General features: G+C 63.2%; 14 protein-coding genes. 5 read left to right on the top strand and 9 right to left on the bottom strand.

Annotated elements, in window-relative coordinates; genetic code table 11:
* Nucleotides 1-62: 62 nt before the first annotated feature.
* Nucleotides 63-1,268 carry a DegT/DnrJ/EryC1/StrS family aminotransferase gene (locus KIT10_16030; protein MCW5900767.1) on the top strand — a complete coding sequence of 402 codons (1,206 nt, stop codon included), beginning with the start codon at nucleotides 63-65 and terminating at the stop codon, nucleotides 1,266-1,268.
* 490 nt (nucleotides 1,269-1,758) lie between these two features.
* Here the strand turns inward: KIT10_16030 and KIT10_16035 are convergent, their stop codons facing one another.
* Together KIT10_16035 and KIT10_16040 are read right to left on the bottom strand one after the other, a co-directional pair.
* Entirely contained in the window at nucleotides 1,759-1,899 is a 141-nt protein-coding gene (locus KIT10_16035; protein MCW5900768.1) for a hypothetical protein, read from the bottom strand.
* A gap of 45 nt (nucleotides 1,900-1,944) precedes the next feature.
* Nucleotides 1,945-2,202 (bottom strand): transposase, encoded by a 258-nt coding sequence (locus KIT10_16040; GenBank protein ID MCW5900769.1) that lies wholly within the window; start codon nucleotides 2,200-2,202, stop codon nucleotides 1,945-1,947.
* 180 nt (nucleotides 2,203-2,382) lie between these two features.
* On the opposite strand from KIT10_16040, the gene KIT10_16045 reads away from it, so the two are divergent.
* Nucleotides 2,383-4,026: a T9SS type A sorting domain-containing protein gene (locus KIT10_16045; GenBank protein MCW5900770.1), complete on the top strand. Its 1,644-nt coding sequence runs from the start codon at nucleotides 2,383-2,385 to the stop codon at nucleotides 4,024-4,026.
* A 150-nt stretch (nucleotides 4,027-4,176) separates the two neighbouring features.
* Nucleotides 4,177-5,259 carry an iron-containing alcohol dehydrogenase gene (locus KIT10_16050; protein ID MCW5900771.1) on the top strand — a complete coding sequence of 361 codons (1,083 nt, stop codon included), beginning with the start codon at nucleotides 4,177-4,179 and terminating at the stop codon, nucleotides 5,257-5,259.
* Here the strand turns inward: KIT10_16050 and KIT10_16055 are convergent, their stop codons facing one another.
* Complete coding sequence (locus KIT10_16055; GenBank protein MCW5900772.1) at nucleotides 5,260-6,393, bottom strand: hypothetical protein; 1,134 nt, start codon at nucleotides 6,391-6,393, stop codon at nucleotides 5,260-5,262.
* A gap of 62 nt (nucleotides 6,394-6,455) precedes the next feature.
* On the opposite strand from KIT10_16055, the gene KIT10_16060 reads away from it, so the two are divergent.
* Nucleotides 6,456-7,472 (top strand): iron ABC transporter permease, encoded by a 1,017-nt coding sequence (locus tag KIT10_16060; GenBank protein MCW5900773.1) that lies wholly within the window; start codon nucleotides 6,456-6,458, stop codon nucleotides 7,470-7,472.
* Complete coding sequence (locus KIT10_16065; GenBank protein ID MCW5900774.1) at nucleotides 7,469-8,230, top strand: ABC transporter ATP-binding protein; 762 nt, start codon at nucleotides 7,469-7,471, stop codon at nucleotides 8,228-8,230. The genes KIT10_16060 and KIT10_16065 overlap by 4 nt, the downstream gene beginning before the upstream one ends.
* Nucleotides 8,231-8,300: 70 nt before the next feature.
* On the opposite strand, the gene mscL is transcribed toward KIT10_16065, so the two are convergent.
* The 6 genes from mscL to pruA all read right to left on the bottom strand — a co-directional run bounded on the left by mscL (nucleotide 8,301) and on the right by pruA (nucleotide 16,008).
* On the bottom strand, nucleotides 8,301-8,702 hold the full coding sequence (gene mscL / locus KIT10_16070; protein ID MCW5900775.1) for a large-conductance mechanosensitive channel protein MscL: 402 nt from the start codon (nucleotides 8,700-8,702) through the stop codon (nucleotides 8,301-8,303).
* A 58-nt stretch (nucleotides 8,703-8,760) separates the two neighbouring features.
* Nucleotides 8,761-10,377 carry a hypothetical protein gene (locus KIT10_16075; GenBank protein ID MCW5900776.1) on the bottom strand — a complete coding sequence of 539 codons (1,617 nt, stop codon included), beginning with the start codon at nucleotides 10,375-10,377 and terminating at the stop codon, nucleotides 8,761-8,763.
* Nucleotides 10,374-10,898 (bottom strand): hypothetical protein, encoded by a 525-nt coding sequence (locus KIT10_16080; protein ID MCW5900777.1) that lies wholly within the window; start codon nucleotides 10,896-10,898, stop codon nucleotides 10,374-10,376. The genes KIT10_16075 and KIT10_16080 overlap by 4 nt, the downstream gene beginning before the upstream one ends.
* 29 nt (nucleotides 10,899-10,927) lie before the next feature.
* On the bottom strand, nucleotides 10,928-12,688 hold the full coding sequence (locus tag KIT10_16085; GenBank protein MCW5900778.1) for a DUF349 domain-containing protein: 1,761 nt from the start codon (nucleotides 12,686-12,688) through the stop codon (nucleotides 10,928-10,930).
* Between the two features lie 77 nt (nucleotides 12,689-12,765).
* On the bottom strand, nucleotides 12,766-14,229 hold the full coding sequence (locus tag KIT10_16090; protein MCW5900779.1) for a serine/threonine-protein phosphatase: 1,464 nt from the start codon (nucleotides 14,227-14,229) through the stop codon (nucleotides 12,766-12,768).
* Between the two features lie 150 nt (nucleotides 14,230-14,379).
* On the bottom strand, nucleotides 14,380-16,008 hold the full coding sequence (gene pruA / locus KIT10_16095) for an L-glutamate gamma-semialdehyde dehydrogenase (GenBank protein MCW5900780.1): 1,629 nt from the start codon (nucleotides 16,006-16,008) through the stop codon (nucleotides 14,380-14,382).
* Nucleotides 16,009-16,083: the final 75 nt, after the last annotated feature.

Genomic DNA, 16,083 nt, shown 5'->3' on the forward strand with positions numbered 1-16,083 from the left:
CTGATGATCGTCAGCGTAGGCCGGGAAGCCCCGCTACCTTTGGCGTCCACAAGCACGCAAGCATGCCCGGCACAGAACTTTTCGGCGAAGAGGAGAAGAAGGAAGTGATGGACGTCCTCAACACGGGCGTGCTCTTCCGCTACAATCATGATGCCCAGCGCAAGGGCCATTGGAAGGCGAAGGACTTCGAGGCGGAGATCGCCAGGTTCACCGGAGCGAAATATGCCTTGGCGGTGAGCAGCGGCAGCACGGCGGTGAGCAGCATGCTTGCGGCTTGCGGCGTCGGGTATGGCGATCACGTCATCGTGCCGCCATTCACCTTCGTGGCAACCATCGAGGCCGTGCTCTTTGCCGGAGCCATTCCCGTGTTCGCGGAGATCGATGAGACGCTCTGCCTGAGCGCCGAAGGCATCCGCGCGGCGATCACACCGAAGACGAAAGCCGTTCTGCTCGTTCACATGTGTGGGGCCTCGGCCGATCTCGATGGCATCCTTGCCGTTTGCAATGAGAAGAACGTCATGCTCATTGAGGATACCGCCCAAGCGCTCGGCGCCACCTATAAGGGCAAGCACCTCGGCCTCTTTGGCAAAATGGGCAGCTTCAGCTTCGATTTCTTCAAGATCAACACCTGCGGCGAGGGCGGCGTCATCATCACCAACGACGAGCATCTGATCAAGACCGCCGAGTACCTCAGCGATCACGGCCACAACCACGAGGGCGACAACCGCGGCATGGAGCAACACCCGATCATGGGCACCAACTTCCGCATCGGCGAGATCAACGCCGCCATTGGCCTGGCACAGGCGCGCAAGCTGCCCTACATCCTGAGCCAACAGCGCAAGCACAAAGCCATCATCCAGGAGCGCCTCAGCAAGATCCCCGGCCTGCAGTTCCGTCGCCACACCGACGATGCCGGCGACAGCGCCACCTTCTTCCACCTGCTGCTGCCCAATGAACAGGTCGCCCGCGCCACCGTCAAGCTGTTCTCCCAGGCCGGCATCCCGCATGGCTACTGGTACGACAACATGTACCACTACATCAAGCAGTGGGACCATGTGAAGGACCTCCGCATGCCCTTCCGGATGGTGGCCCACGAACTTGGCCTGCCACAGGACCTGCACACCCTGAAGTTTCCCCAAAGTGATGCGGTCATGAGCCGACTCATCAGCTTCAACATCCGCGTGACGTGGACCGTGGAGGAGTTGGATGCGCTGCTGGGGAAGATGGAGGGAGCCATCGTGAAGGCGATGGAGGGGGTGAGCGTGTAGATGTTCGGGGCGTTCCCCTCGCAGAGCCTCGGGTCGGGCTATCCGCTGCAAGTCCGCACTCGTCGTTCCTCCTCGCTTGCGGGCTTCCCGCTTCTATCCCTAACGCGGAACAACGGCTGCGACCCCTTCGGGGTCGTTGTCGCAGGTGATGTGCCTGGAACTACATGCTGTGACCCCTCCGGGGTCATCCCGAGCTTGAATTTTTCGCGGAGGTGTTCTAACGAGGTGGGGGGCTTTTGACCCCGAAGGGGTCACAGCATGTAGTAGCCCGAAGGGCGTTGTCGCGTCACAGGTATTCCGACCCCGGAGGGGTCGCAGTAGTATTAGGGCATTGTCGCAACGCAGGCATTTTGACCCCCAAGGGGTCACAGCATAAGTAGCATTGTCGCCACGCAGGCATTTCGACCCCGAAGGGGTCACAGCATGTAGCCCGAAGGGCGTTATCGCATTGCGGGTATTTCGACCCCGAAAGGGTCGCAGCCGGAGTTCATCACAACAGGTATTTCGGGTCGTATTCCACACCCGCCTCATCCAATAGCCCGATGAATTCCTCCTTGAACGTCTTCTTCCGATGGTGTTCCTCTTGCCGGGCGATATAGTCCTTGATGCCATCACGTTCCCGCCAACCCACCGAAAAGATACCGTAGCCTTCCTGCCATTGGAAGGTCCGTAGCCCTTACGCCTGACGGATCCAGTCGGTGGATGCCTTCTTCAGTTCGCGCACTACATCCGGTATCTGCATCGTGGGCTTCAGGTCGAAGAGGATGTGCACATGGTCCACCCAGCCGCCCACGCCGTGCGGTACCCCGCCGATGCCGCGGATCGTTCCGCCCATGTATTCCCATAGCCTTGGGCGCCAAGCCTTGTCCAGGCATGCCACACGATGCTTGGTGCCGAAAACCAGGTGGTAGTGGAGCTTGAAATAGGTGGACATGACAAGTGGGGGTAGCTACAAGGTTGAAGTTAATGCAGGCTGCGACCCCTTCGGGGGCGGGTGGCATTAGTGTGTGCTTGAGTACAGGTCATGAACTCCTAATAGGTTGCTCTGCAAAGCAGCGGACCTTACCTTCATCTCGTCTACCCGTGGAGTTCCTATAAGATCGACTTCAGATCCATGCGATCCATCCACTTCTTCCTTCTTGTTGCCATTTCGCTCAGTTCCCATGCCCAATTATGGGAACGGGCCGACCAACGCAGCGAAGTCATCCAATTGACCAAGGTGCTTCCGATGGGAGGCGGTCGTTGGGCGGTGATCGGTTACGCCGAATGGGGAAGCCCCATGATCAGTGTGCGCAATGCGGATGGATCCATTGCGTGGGAACAGGTGGACAATATCAGTACAGGCCAAGGCTTTGGCGACGTGGTCTTTATGCCTGACAGCGGTTTGCTGCATGTCGGCGCCGTGGATGGGTGTGACTACATGGGACCGGAAAGCCGTGTGCGCCGCTATTCCCCGGATGGTTCCGTGCTCTGGGAAAGGACCATCGAACCATTATTCACGTATCCACCGACCATGGCTGCCCAAGGCTCCATCGGTCAGGTGGCTGTTGCATCCTCCGATTCGGTGTACATCATGGACCTGGATGGGAATAGCACCGGTGGATTTCAGGTTACGACCCCTGACATTCTCAGAATAGCATGGGCCGGTGATAGCGCCCTGTTTATGATCCGCACCACTGACCTCATGCTGGTGGACTTGGAAGGGAACGTACTCGCATCGACTTCAATAGGGCCCATGGTGGCGGATCTTCATTGGAACGGCCAGGAATTGTTCATGCTGTCGAACGATAGCGTGCGCCGATTCAGCTCGGATCTCGTCCCGATCGGTATCGCAGCGTTGCCGGACCTTGATCAGAATAGCACCTTCACTGCTTCGGAAAATGGACTCTTTGTAACGACGGCTGCGTGCCTGTATCAACTGGCAGCGAATGGCACGCCCACATTGCTCTTTCCCTGGCCTGCACTTCCCAACCATGGCACCACAGCTTGTGCGATCCGTAACGGAACGGTGCTTTCGATCGGCCACACGAACATCAGTGGGCGAAGCACCGGGATCATCCGCACGCTTTCCATGATCGGGGATGCGCCCCAATACGATCAGGATGTGGAGGTCCTTCTGCAGGTTGATTCCACATGGACGGAGTTCGTAGGGGGCATTTATCCGTGGAACAGGCACGCATATGTCACCGGCTTCGTGGTGAACCACGGCCCGGATACCCTGCACAGTGTGGTGCTGAGCATGTGGGTCCAGGTGCCCTACCTGTTCTGCGGTCCACACACGAACCGGATCGATACCTCCGGCTTTGCGCTGACCCCGGGGGATACGCTGAGCCTTCCCTTCGGTGGGGTCCAAGTCCAATTGGGTCTGCAACAAAGCCAGGCCGAGGGAGCGGGGGAGATCTGCATCGTGGCCCTGGCCCCCGACCTTCTTGCCGACCGTGCACCGGAGGACAATACCGCATGTGCTTCGGTGGACTATGTGCTTGGCGTGGAGGAACCAAAGCGCAAGGCCTCCCTTTCACTTGCACCCAACCCGGCGACCAGCACATGTATGTTGTCCGGTTTGGGCGCCTTGGATGCTCCCCTTCGCCTGACCATCATGGACCCCACCGGGCGTATGGTCGCTGAGCATTCCAGTGAGGCTGCTTCCGACAACATCCAGTTGGACATCAGCGGACTTCCTCCTGCTACATACATCTTCATCGCTGCAGGGGTGCGTAACAGGGCGGTGTTGAAGCTCGTGGTCGCTCGTAATTAGAGGTAACGTTCCAAAGCGTTGATGTGACTGCTCCCGCGTTGAGGGCAGTTCGCGCCACACAGGTGATCACCGGCAAACTCTCCCTTCCTTTGCACCCCACTTCGGTCGTTGATCATCATCTGATCATCCGATCGTCTGATCTGCTGATCCATGCAATTGTTCCGCAACTTCAAGTCCGTCACCAAGACCTGCTACGGCCGCGGCAGCTTCGGCAAGCTGGGCGAGATCCTCGAACCGCACCGCAACACGGGCAAGGGTTTCATGGTCTTCCTGGTGGACCTCTACTTCCAGGGCAACGAGGCATTCCTGGCCCGCATCCCGAAGCGGGAAGGTGACGAGATCATCTTTTGCAGCACCGCCAAGGAACCCACCACCGAGCAGATCGACGGCCTGCGCGATGACATCCTCGCACGGCGTGGGCTACCCGCAGGTCTCGTCGGCATTGGCGGTGGCAACGTGATGGACGTGGCGAAGGCGCTCTCGCTGATGTTCACCAACGAGGGCAGCAGCGTGCAGTACCAGGGCCTCAACCTGATCAAGAAGCCCGGCATCTACCACTGCGGCGTGCCCACCATCAGCGGCACGGGCGCCGAGGTGAGCATGACCGCCGTGCTCACCGGACCCGTGAAGAAGCTGGGCCTGAAGTGCGACTGGACGGTCTTCGACCAGATCGTGCTGGACCCCGACATGATCGCCACCGTGCCCAATGACCAGTGGTTCTACACCGGCATGGACACCTATATCCACAGCGTGGAGGCCATCACCGGCACCAAGAAGAACACCTTCGCCGAGGCCTATAGCGAGAAGAGCCTTGAGATGTGCCGCGAGGTCTACCTCCGAATGGACCGCAGCGACCCCAAGAGCGACGAGTACCTGATGGTGGCCAGCTACATGGGCGGCCTCAGCCTCACGTACAGCGAAGTGGGCGTTTGCCACGCGCTCAGCTACGGGCTGGGCAAGATCCTGGAGATCCACCACTGCATCGCCAACTGCATCGCCTTCAATCAGCTGGAGGACGTCTATGGCGACTACGTGCAGGAGTTCAAGGGCATGGTGGAGCACAACAAGGTTCACATCCCCCAGGGCCTCGCGAAGGACTGGAGCGAGGAGACCATCAGTGCCATGGCCGAAGTGGCCTACAACCTGCCGCACATGTGGGACCACGCCTTCGGCCCGGACTGGCAGCAGGTACTGGACCGCGAGCGGATCAAGGGGTGGTACAGGAGGATGTGATCACCGCTTGTGCGGATCGAACTGCGCCACGCGGGCGGCCATGCGTTTCGCGGCACGGTCCAGCAACTGGCTGCGTGTGTTGCCCCGGGCGATCTCATCCTTGTTGACCCGCACGATCTCGCTCAGGTGGATGCGCCCGCTTTCGGCGTCCAGCAGTTGCATCTGCACCTCGATCTCGCGCCGCAGGATCTCGTCGTAGCGCAGGATCTTGCCGGTGACCACATAGCGCGCGCCGATCAATTTGCCCGCCTCCACCACGTAGCGGTCGTCATACACGCCGCTCATCTGCCGCTGTTGCTCGGCCAGGAGCTGGTCCATGTTGTCGCGGTCCACCAGTACGAGCAGCGGTTCGCGCGTGTCGAGCACGCTTTGCTTGAAGGTGGCCGCCAGATGGGATTCGATCACGCCTTGTGAGGTGAGCGCCAGATTGCCGGCGTACAGCCCGTGATTGAACAAGGGCACGAAGGCCAGGATCACCTGGGCTTTCTCCTTGGCCCGGGCTTGCAGCGTCCAGGACTCCTTGTAACCGGCGTCGCGGTCGGTCACCTTCTTGAAGGCCCGGAAGGCATCACGCCACATTTCCAGTTCCATGGCGCGTTGGCCCTGCCTGTACAAGGGCTCCAGTTGGGCGAGTTTCAGCAGGTATTCCGCATCCTTGCGCTCGGGGTCGAGTTGCGCGCTGCGTGCGGCGAATTCCTCGGCCTCAGCGAAGCGGTCCGCGCGGAAAGCCGCGTCGGCCCTTTCATACGAGCGGCCCGCGGCGCTCCGCTGCGCATCGCGGCGGCGCGGCTCCAGTAGTGGGTCCCAGCGCAGGTCCAGCCCTTTGCGATCCATGCGCTGCTTGTATGCCGCCGCTTCCTGGCGCTTGCGATCACCGCCATCGAGATCGTCAGCGAAGTAGAGTCCGGATGCGTCCGCCTGCATCCGGTCGAAGAGGCCCTGTGCCGTGCGCTTCATGCCGGTATGGGCCTCCACGTTGCCCTGCTTCTTCCTGGTGTGGATGCGCTCATAGTGATCGAAGGCTTCACGCAGCATGCCGGCACGTTCGTAGGCGGCGGCTTTTTCCAGCTGCTTGCGCTGCGCCACCGCGTGCACGGCCAGCAACGACAGGAGAAGCAGCAGGATGGAACGCATGGTCGGCAAAGCTATGCGCCGCACCAAGCGATCGCCATGCCGAACCCCGGTACCTTCGCCCGATGCACCGCGGTCGCCTCTGGCCCTACCTGCTGTTGAGCCTCCTTGGCGTGCTGCTCTTCGCCCTGCACCTCATGTTCGGCTCCGTGCGGATCCCCTTGACAGAGGTGTGGGCGGCCCTTGGTGGCGGTACCGTGGACGATGGCTCCCGGGTCATCGTTCGGGCCATGCGCTTCCCGGGCGCCGTCACCGCGATGCTCGCCGGAGCCGGTCTTGCCGCGAGTGGCCTGCTGATGCAGACGCTCTTCCGCAATCCGCTGGCCGGGCCTTCGGTGCTGGGGATCAATTCCGGCGCGAGTCTCGGCGTGGCGCTGGTGATGCTCGCGCAGCCCGTCTGGATGCGCATCGCCTGGGCCCAGGACCTGGCCCCATGGCTGGGCGCCTTGTCCGGTGCGGCCGTGGTCTTGTCACTCATCGTGCTGGCCGATCGCCGCGTGGGCGACGGTATCACCTTGCTGATCGTAGGCCTGATGATCGGCTACCTCTGTTCGGCCTTGATCAGTGTGTTGCAGGTGGCGAGCCCGGCCGCGGCGTTGAAGGGATTCGTCATCTGGGGCATGGGTTCATTCGGTGGTGTGGATCCAGGGCGACTGCCGTGGCTGGCATGGCCGGTGATGCTGGGCCTCGTGGCGTCCTTGATGTTGATGAAGCCGCTGAACGCGCTTCTCCTGGGCGAGGAGCAGGCGGCCACCCTGGGCGTGCGGGTACCCGCCCTGCGCCTTGGGATCATCGTGGTCACCGGCGTGCTGGCCGGCAGCATCACGGCTTTCTGCGGGCCGATCGCCTTTCTTGGGCTGGCCACACCGCATGTGGCACGCGGGCTGTTTCGTACCAACGACCACGCCCGCCTGCTGCCGGCCACGATCCTCTGCGGTGCCGTGCTCGCCCTGATGGCCGATCTGGTGGCGCGCCTGCCGGGTGCTGCGGAAGCGCTTCCGCTGAACGCGGTCACCTCCTTGTTCGGTGTGCCTGTAGTGGTGTGGGTACTCCTGCGGGGAAGACGATGGACCAGCGCATGAACAACGACCTGCTCCATACGGAAGGCTTGGCGGTGGGCCATGCTGGGAAGCCGGTGCTGTCCGGTGTGGACCTGCGCCTTGGGCACGGGAAACTGGCTGCGCTCATTGGTGTGAATGGCAGCGGCAAGTCCACCCTGTTGCGCACCATCGCGGGAATTCATCCGCCCATCGATGGCCGCCTGCACGTCAAGGGAAAGGACATACAAGCGATGGGCGCCCGGGAGCGTGCGCGTGCCGTTTCACTTGTCTTCACCGGCCGCACACATCTGGGCCTGCTGGATGTGCGCTCCGTGGTGGCCTTGGGCCGTCAACCCTGGACAGGTCACTTCGGTCGGCTTTCCGCGGTGGACCTCGACCATGTGGAGGAAGCCTTGCGCACCACCGGACTGCATGGACTCGCCGACCGCGACATCGCGACCTTGAGCGATGGGGAGCACCAGCGCGTGATGATCGCCCGGGCGCTGGCGCAGGACACGCGACTGATGCTGCTGGACGAGCCTACGGCCTTCCTCGATCTGGTGAACCGTGTGCGGGTGATGCGTTTGCTGCGCGAACTGGCCCACGCCGGCGATCGGTCCGTGTTGATCTCCACGCACGACCTGCGCACCGCGTTGGACATGGCCGATGTGCTTCTGCTTGCGCATCAGGGCGTCGCATGGAGTGGCAGCCCCGCCGAAGCCTTGGAGCAAGGTGTCCTCGCGCGGGCCTTCCAGGATGAAGGCATGTGCTTCGACCCTCGTACGGCGACCCTGCGTTGAGCGCCCGGGCCAGGGCGAAAGAAAAGGCCGCCCATCGCGGAGCGGCCTTCCCTGTTCGGCGACGAGGGCGTCACTTCTTCAATGCATCGCGGATCTCCATCAGGAGCTTGTCTGTGCTGCTGGGTTCCGGCGGTGCCGGGGGAGGAGCGGCGGCCTCCTTCTTCTTGAAGCGGTTGAGGCCTTTGATGACCATGAAAATGGCGAAGGCGATGATCACGAAGTCGAGCACCGTCATGATGAACGAACCGTACTTGATCGCCACGGCGGCTGCCTCGCCCTCGGCTTCTTTCACCACCAACTGCAGCTCTGAAAAATCAACACCGCCCAGGAGCACGCCGATGGGGGGCATGATGACATCACTGACCAAGGAGGAAACGATCTTGCCGAAAGCACCGCCGATGATGATACCGACGGCCATGTCCACGACGTTGCCTTTCATCGCGAACTCCTTGAACTCTTTCAACATGCCCATGGGTGTTTGTGTTAGGGGGTTTGGACGCGCCAATGTAGCACGCGCCATGATCCCTTGATCAATTGGCCGGCAGGGTGCTCCAGGTGCGCACCTGCACGGCGCTGCGGTCGCGCAGCCCCCAGGTGGCCGCCAGCAAGGTGATGGGCACGTCCTGGGCCACCGGCCGGTCGAGGACGAGCGACCGGTAGAAGAGGGGTTTGCCCGCTTCCCTGGGGTAGAGGAGCAGTGGCCTGGAAAGGTGCATGGTATCCGTGCCCGCGATGGCCATGTCCACGATCACGGGCAGGCTGTGCACATTGGCCACCGAAAGACGCCTGCGTTCGCCACCCCCGGCTTGGGTGTAGGCGAGCAGCAGGTCGCGTGGGCGAAGCGTCTGGCGTACCACGGTGAGATCATGTTCGATCACATCGCGGGTGAGTGCGGCATCCGGCATGGCCGCGCGGAGGATCTTTTCCTTCTCATCCAGCCCGGCGCTGACACGGTCCAGCATGGCTTCCACGCGGCCCAAGGTGCTGAAGGTGTCCAGCCAGGCGATGTAACGCAGGTGGATGGCGGTATCACCGAAGAGCCTGCCATGGAAGGTGATGGCGCGTCCCTGTGCCCGGGCGGCCTCTTGCCCACGTACGCCCAGCAGCATGCCGATCGGTTCCCCCGCCAGGCCCCGTTGTGGCAGAGCGATGAGTTTGCCTGTGAGGCTGTCTGCCAGGAAACGCATGGACCACCATTCCACGGCGGCCGTGGCGCCGAACAGGTCCGACAGGGCCAGCAGACGTGCGAGCCGATCCACATCCAGGATGGCCGAAGGGGTGGAGCGCCCATCGCGCAGGGCCTCCAGGGCGATGACGGCGGATTGGAAGCGGCGCGCGGCCTCGGGGTCTTCCAGCACCCGGTCCAAACGTGAGGCAAGTATGGGTGCGGTGAGCCAATCGCCTTGCGCGGGCATTTCACTGGGGTAGATGCGTTGCGCCATGGCGCGGCGCGTGTTCGTGAGCAGGCCATCGTCGAAGCGCACCACAGGCCCCGGACCCAGGCCCCATTGCTTCAATTGCCTGCCGTCCACCCGGCCTTCCACGGCATACAAGCCCAGATCGCGGCCGTTCAGGTGCAGATCGATGAAGCCATGGCCCAGTGCCGGGATGCCCTCCTCCTGCAGCAGGCGCAGAAAGAGCCACGCCCAAAGTTGCCGCGTGTCGTCCACCGGCACCAGATCGAAGGTGGACATGCCCAGCAGGCTGTCGTCGGGCGAAAGACGAACATGCCAGGGCCAACGCCTGCCGGACAAGATCTCGGCGTTCCCTTCACGCAGTCCGGCCCATGCGCCCAACTCACGATCGTCCACGGAGGCATTGGCGCTGAACAGCGGATTGCCAGCGCTTTCCAACCAACCTTGTTCCGTGGCGATGGCGCGGATGCGATCCAGGCTGTCCTGGTCGGTCTCGCTGAATTCGAGCTTCAGCACGGACACCGCCGGGGGCTTGCCCCGGAAGGCGTTCAGCACCGGGTGCGTCGCGCGGCGTATCCCCGGATCCAGCACCTGGTGCACGAAACCGGTGCGTTCCGAGTAAACTCCCATGAAGTACATCATGGCGATGAGTACCAGCGCCAGGGCGGAATGGAGCAGCCTGGTGGCGCGCGACCGCCAGCGAGCGGAACGATCGGTACCGGTGGTGGTCACGGTGCGCTGGTTCCTTCCCCGGCGCGTGGTACGAAGCGGAAGCGCTCCACCCGTGGCGTGCCGCGCTCCATGCCGGAGACATCCACCGCCCATCCGGGGCCTTCCTCCGGCCTGTACACGATACGCTGCGGGAAATCATGATCGGGGTTCACGAAGACCATGCTGTCGCGGTCGGCCGTCCGACGAAAATGCACGGGCAGGCCGCCATTCTGCGATGGTATCGTGGCGCTGTACCAGGTGCCGCTGTCCGTGAAGTGGATGCCGAGCTGCTCGATGAAGACCGTGTCGGCGCCGGACATCACGAAGCCCAGGCCTTCCAAGTGACCATTCCCGGTACGGTGCCATTGCTCATGGAACACGGTGCGGCCATCGCTCATGGGCGACACCCATTCCCCCAGTAGTCCATCGGCCAATTCGGGGCTGGCGGCAGGCGGATCGGCGGGGAGTGGGTCTTCCACGGCGCGTCCGCCATCGCATGCGGCCAGGGCCATGAGGGGAAGGAGAAGAGCGAAGCGTGGCATGACCCCGAAGGTAGGACCACCCGCTGGGATCAGCGCAGTTCCTTGAGCAGCTCGCGGTGCTGTTCCTTCAGCCGGTCCACGTCGCGCGCCAGCTTCTCGATCTTCTTCTCCATGTCCTTCTTCATGGCCTCCCCACTGGCGGTCTTGAAGTTGAACATGCCCATGTTGCGATCCATCTGGCGCATCTCATTCTCCAACTCCTCGATCTTGCGCTTCACGAAGCGGCTCTCACGCTCGATGCGGTCGCGTCCGTCGGGCGCCGCCTTCAGGCTTTCGATGTGGTCGCGTGACCGCTGGCGCACACGCGCCTCGCCCTCCATGCGCAGCGCCCCGTAATGCTTGTCCAGCGCCGCACGGTAGCGCTCACTGAAGCTGTCGTACAGTTTGGGCGATACGCGGCCGGAGCTCATCCACCGCTGGGAGAAGGTCTTCAGCGTCTCGATGTCGGCGTTGCGGTCGCCGGTGAGTTGGAAGCCTTCCAGTTCGGCGAGCAGCGCCTCCTTGCCCTTGACGTTCTCGGCCTGTTCGGCGTCCAGTTGGGCGTAGACGGCCTTGCGCGCCTTGAAAAAATGGTCGCAGGCTTCACGGAAGCGGTTCCACAGTTTGTTCTCATCACGCGGACCCGCGCTGCCGGCCTCCTTCCACCGCTGTTGCAGGGCCTTGAACTTGTCGGCAGCCTGCCGCCACTCGGTGCTGTCCTTCAGGGCCTGCGCCTCTTCCACCAGGGCCATCTTCATTTCGCGCGCCTCGCGGAACTTCTCCTTCATCGCGTTGAAGTGGTCCTTCTTCGCGTCGAAATAGGCGTTGCATGCCGCGCGGAATTCCTTCCAAACGCGTTCGTTCTCCTTCTTGGTGGCGAAGCCCACCTGCTTCCAGGCGTTCTGCAGTTCCAGCACCTGCTCGGTGAGGGCCTTCCAGTCCTTCTGACCCTCCTCCCGCGCGGCGGTGCCGATGGCGATCACCTTGTCCACGAGGCTCTGCTTGGCAGCCAGGTTGGCCTCGTGCTCCGCGCGGCGGGCCTTGTAGTGTTCATGGATCTTGTCGTACACCGCGCGGGTGGCGTTCCAGAAACCATCGCGCACGATCTCCCACTCCTCGCGCAGCACCGGACCGATCTGGTGCCACTTCTCCTGGTATTCCTTCACCAGCGTCTCCAGCTCCTTCACCCCGTCCTTTTCCGCCAGGGCCTGCATGTCGCTGATCAGGGCCTGCTTCAGTCCGGTGTTCTTGCGCAGGTCGTGGTCGCGCAATTCCTGGTAGATGCGGATGTGGTAATAGAAGTCGTCGCGCAGATGCGAGTAGTCGCTCTGCAGTTCGCGGTAGGCTTGTTGCGGCACGGGGCCGATGGACTTCCACTTCTCCTGCAGTTCGCTGAAGCGCTTGAATGCGTTGCCGATGTTCTCCTCCCCGGCGATCAGAGAGCGGAGTTCGTCCATGATCTCGCGCTTGGCGGCCAGGTTGGCGGCTTCTTCGCGGGCCTTCTGCCGGCGGATGTCGTTGACGCGGGTGTTGAACGCGTCGAGGAGTTGCTTGAAGCGCTTGTCCTCCTCATCGTGCAGTGGAGCGGATTCGATGTGCAGCTGGCCCTCACTGCCGTTCACCGCCGGGGTGGCCTGCGCGGCCTCCTCCACCAGGGCGGCTTCCGCTTCGGCGGGAGCATGGTCATGGTCGGCGGCCACCAGGGCCTCGAAGGCCTCCTTCACCGCTTCCACCGCCTCTGCGGCCTGCTCCACATCCTCCTCCTCGACCAGCTTCTGGAGCCGCTCGATCAACTCCGACTTGTTCGCCATGCGTCGCTTTGCTCGGACGCATCGGCGTCCACCCGCTCAAATATAGAAGGATGGCTTGCACCGATGCACGCGCATGGTCATACCGCCAGGCCGAGCATGCACACATCGTCCACCTGTTCGGTGCGTCCACGCCAGGTGTCAAAGGCCTGGTCCAGCACGCGCGCCTGTTCGTCCAGCGGCAGGTGGTGGTGCTCGTCCAGCAGCGTTTTCAGGCGTTCGCTCATGAAGCGCTTGCCATTGGGTCCGCCGAACTGGTCCACGTACCCATCGCTGAACAGGTAGATGCGATCGCCGGAACTGTAGGCGATCCGGTGCACGGTGAAGCGGCGGTCCAGATCGTGGTGCGCACCCCCGATGGGTTTGCGGTCCCCGTTGATCACTGTCACCTGGCCTCCATGCGACCAATAGAGCGGCCTGAAGGCTCCGGCGAAAAGGATCTCACGGGTGCGGCGGTCCACCCGGCACAGGGCGATGTCCATACCGTCGCCCGATCCCTGTTTGCGGCCCTGTTGATGCAGGGTGGTCACCAGACGGGTGTTTAGGATGTTGAGCAGTTCGGCGGGGTCCTTGTCGTGGTGGCGCGGCACGATCTCGTTCAGCAGGGAGCAGCAGATGGTGGCGAGCATGGCGCCGGGCAAGCCATGTCCGGTGCAGTCGGCGGCGGCTACGAAGCAGCGGTCCTCATCCACACGATGCACCCAGTGGAAATCGCCGCTCACAAGGTCCTTGGGGCGGTCGATGACGAAATGGTCGTCGAAGAAGGCATCATAGGCTTCGGGCCGTGGTACCAGCGCACGTTGGATCTTGCCGGCGTAGGCCATGCTGTCGGTCATGCCGGCGTGGCGGGCCTGCAGGCTGCCCATCTCATCCTCGTCGCGTTTCAGCCAGCGGCCCACGGAGCGGTAGAGCACCACGGCCGAGACGGCCAGCAGCAGCACGGCGATGAACAAATTGCGCCAGAGGGCGGCCAGGGCGCGGGCATCGGCTTCGGCAGCGGGGTGGAGGGCCACCACGTGCGCCACGGTGCGCCCATCGGCATCACGCAGGGCATCGCTCGCCAACAGCACGTCGCCGGCGGAGATCCTGCCCTCCTTGGAGCGCAGCACATTCGCCGCTTCCGGAACCGGCATCTGGTAGGCGGGCGTGGTCTCCGAGGTCACGAGTTCCACCGGAGCACCCTGGGCGTCCAAGGTCACGATGCGCAGCGGGCTTTGCAGACCCAGGCGGTCCGCCGTGCGGCGCAGGTGGTCGTGCAGCACGTAATAGCGCGCGTCCTGCGTGTTCTTGATGATCAGGCCCGGTTCCCGGTATTTCTCCAGCAGCAGGTCCACGTGGCGGGCGTCCAATTGTGCCGCCAACGAAGCGGTGGCCGTGCCCAGGTTCTTGAGGGCTTCCTGCCGTTGTTCGCGGCGATCGGACAGATGCGCAAGGGCGATCACCGTGATGCTCAACATCAGCAACACGGCGTGCACGGCCAGCAGGACCTTGCGTGTGGTGCGGGGTTTCGCGTTCGCCAATGCCGTAGTGCCCGGATGTTCCAACGGGCGGGCGTTCCTACGGCCTTTTTGGGTGGAAGGTTGGGTGGCGCAGGCCGTAGGAGTCTGCCGGCCGACAGGTAGGGTCAGCAAGTTGAGGGGTTGGATGTCGATTCATCCGCCAACCGACCACGATCGCCAACCTTCAACCACCCCTCACCCCATGAACGGATACCGGTGGTCCGTGGGGGGCACGAAGTTCTCCTTGATGGTGCGCGGGCTCACCCAGCGGATCAGGTTCAGGTAGCTGCCGGCCTTGTCGTTGGTGCCGCTGCCGCGCGCGCCACCGAAGGGCTGCTGGCCCACCACCGCACCGGTGGGCTTGTCGTTGATGTAGAAGTTGCCCGCGCTGTGGCGCAGCGCCGTGGTGGCTTCCACGATGGCCTGGCGGTCCTGGCTGAAGACGGCGCCGGTGAGCGCGTAGGGGCTGGTGCCATCGAGCAGCTTCAGGGTCTTCGCCCACGCGTTCTCCGGGTAGACGTGGATGGTGAGCACCGGCCCGAAGATCTCCTCGCACATGGTGGTGCTGCGCGGGTCCTTCGTCACGGCCACCGTGGGCTTGATGAAGTAGCCTGCCTTCTTGTCGTAGGTGCCGCCCGCGATGATGCTGATGTTCCTACGGTCCTTCTTGAGACCGTCGATATACCCCGCGATCTTGTCGAAGGCGCGCTCATCGATCACCGCGTTGATGAAGTTCTTCAGGTCGCGCGGGCTGCCCATGCGGAAGCTCTCCACGTCGGCGAGCAGTTCCTTCTTCACCGTGGGCCAGAGGTTGCTGGGGATGTAGGCGCGGCTGGCGGCGCTGCACTTCTGGCCCTGGAACTCGAAGGCGCCGCGGCTCAGCGCGGTGGCCACGGCGAGCGGGTCGGCGCTGGGGTGCGCGATCACGAAGTCCTTGCCGCCGGTCTCGCCCACGATGCGCGGGTAGCTGCGGTACATCCCCACGTTGTTGCCGATGGTCTTCCACAGGTGCTGGAACACGCCGGTGCTGCCGGTGAAGTGCAGGCCGGCGAAGTCGGGGTGGGAGAAGATCACTTCACCGGCGGCGGGGCCGTCCACGTGGATGAGGTTGATGACCCCATCGGGCAGGCCGGCGGCGCGGAAGATGTCCATCACCACCTGCGCGCTGTACACCTGGCTGTCGGCGGGTTTCCAGATGGCGGTGTTGCCCATGAGGGCGGGCGCGCTGGGCAGGTTGCCGGCGATGCTGGTGAAGTTGAAGGGCGAGATGGCGAAGACGAAGCCTTCCAGCGGGCGATACTCCAGGCGATTCCAAGTTTGCGCGGGGCTGAAGGGCTGGTCGCGGTAGATCTGCTGCGCGTAGTGCACATTGAAACGCAGGAAGTCGGCGAACTCGCAGGCGGCGTCGATCTCGGCCTGGTAGGCGTTCTTGCTCTGGGCCAGCATGCTACTGGCGTTGATCGCCGCGCGGTACGGTCCGCTGATGAGGTCGGCGGCCTTGAGGAAGATGGCGGCGCGGTCCTCCCAGCGCATGTTCTCCCAGTCGCGCTTGGCCCGCATCGCTGCGTTGATCGCGGCTTTCACATGGCTTTTGTCGCCGTAGTGCGCGTGGCCGAGGACGTGCTTGTGCTCATGCGGCGGGCGTGCGGCGCGGCGGTCCTTGGTCTCAACGGCCTTGCCACCGATCCACATGGGCAGCTCGATCTTCCGCTTCATGCGGGCATCGTATTCGGCCAGCAGTTGTTCCCGCTCGCGGGAGCCGGGCGCGTAGCTGAGCACGGGTTCGTTGATGGGAGCGGGGCTGTGGAAGATGGCGTCGGTCATGGGGGATGGATGTTCCTGGAAAGGCGCGGCCGCCCTTGGTGGGCGGCCGCGCAAAGATATCCGGCATCGGTGGTG

The organism is Flavobacteriales bacterium (assembly GCA_026129465.1).
Taxonomy (GTDB): Bacteria; Bacteroidota; Bacteroidia; order Flavobacteriales_F; family PHOS-HE28; genus PHOS-HE28.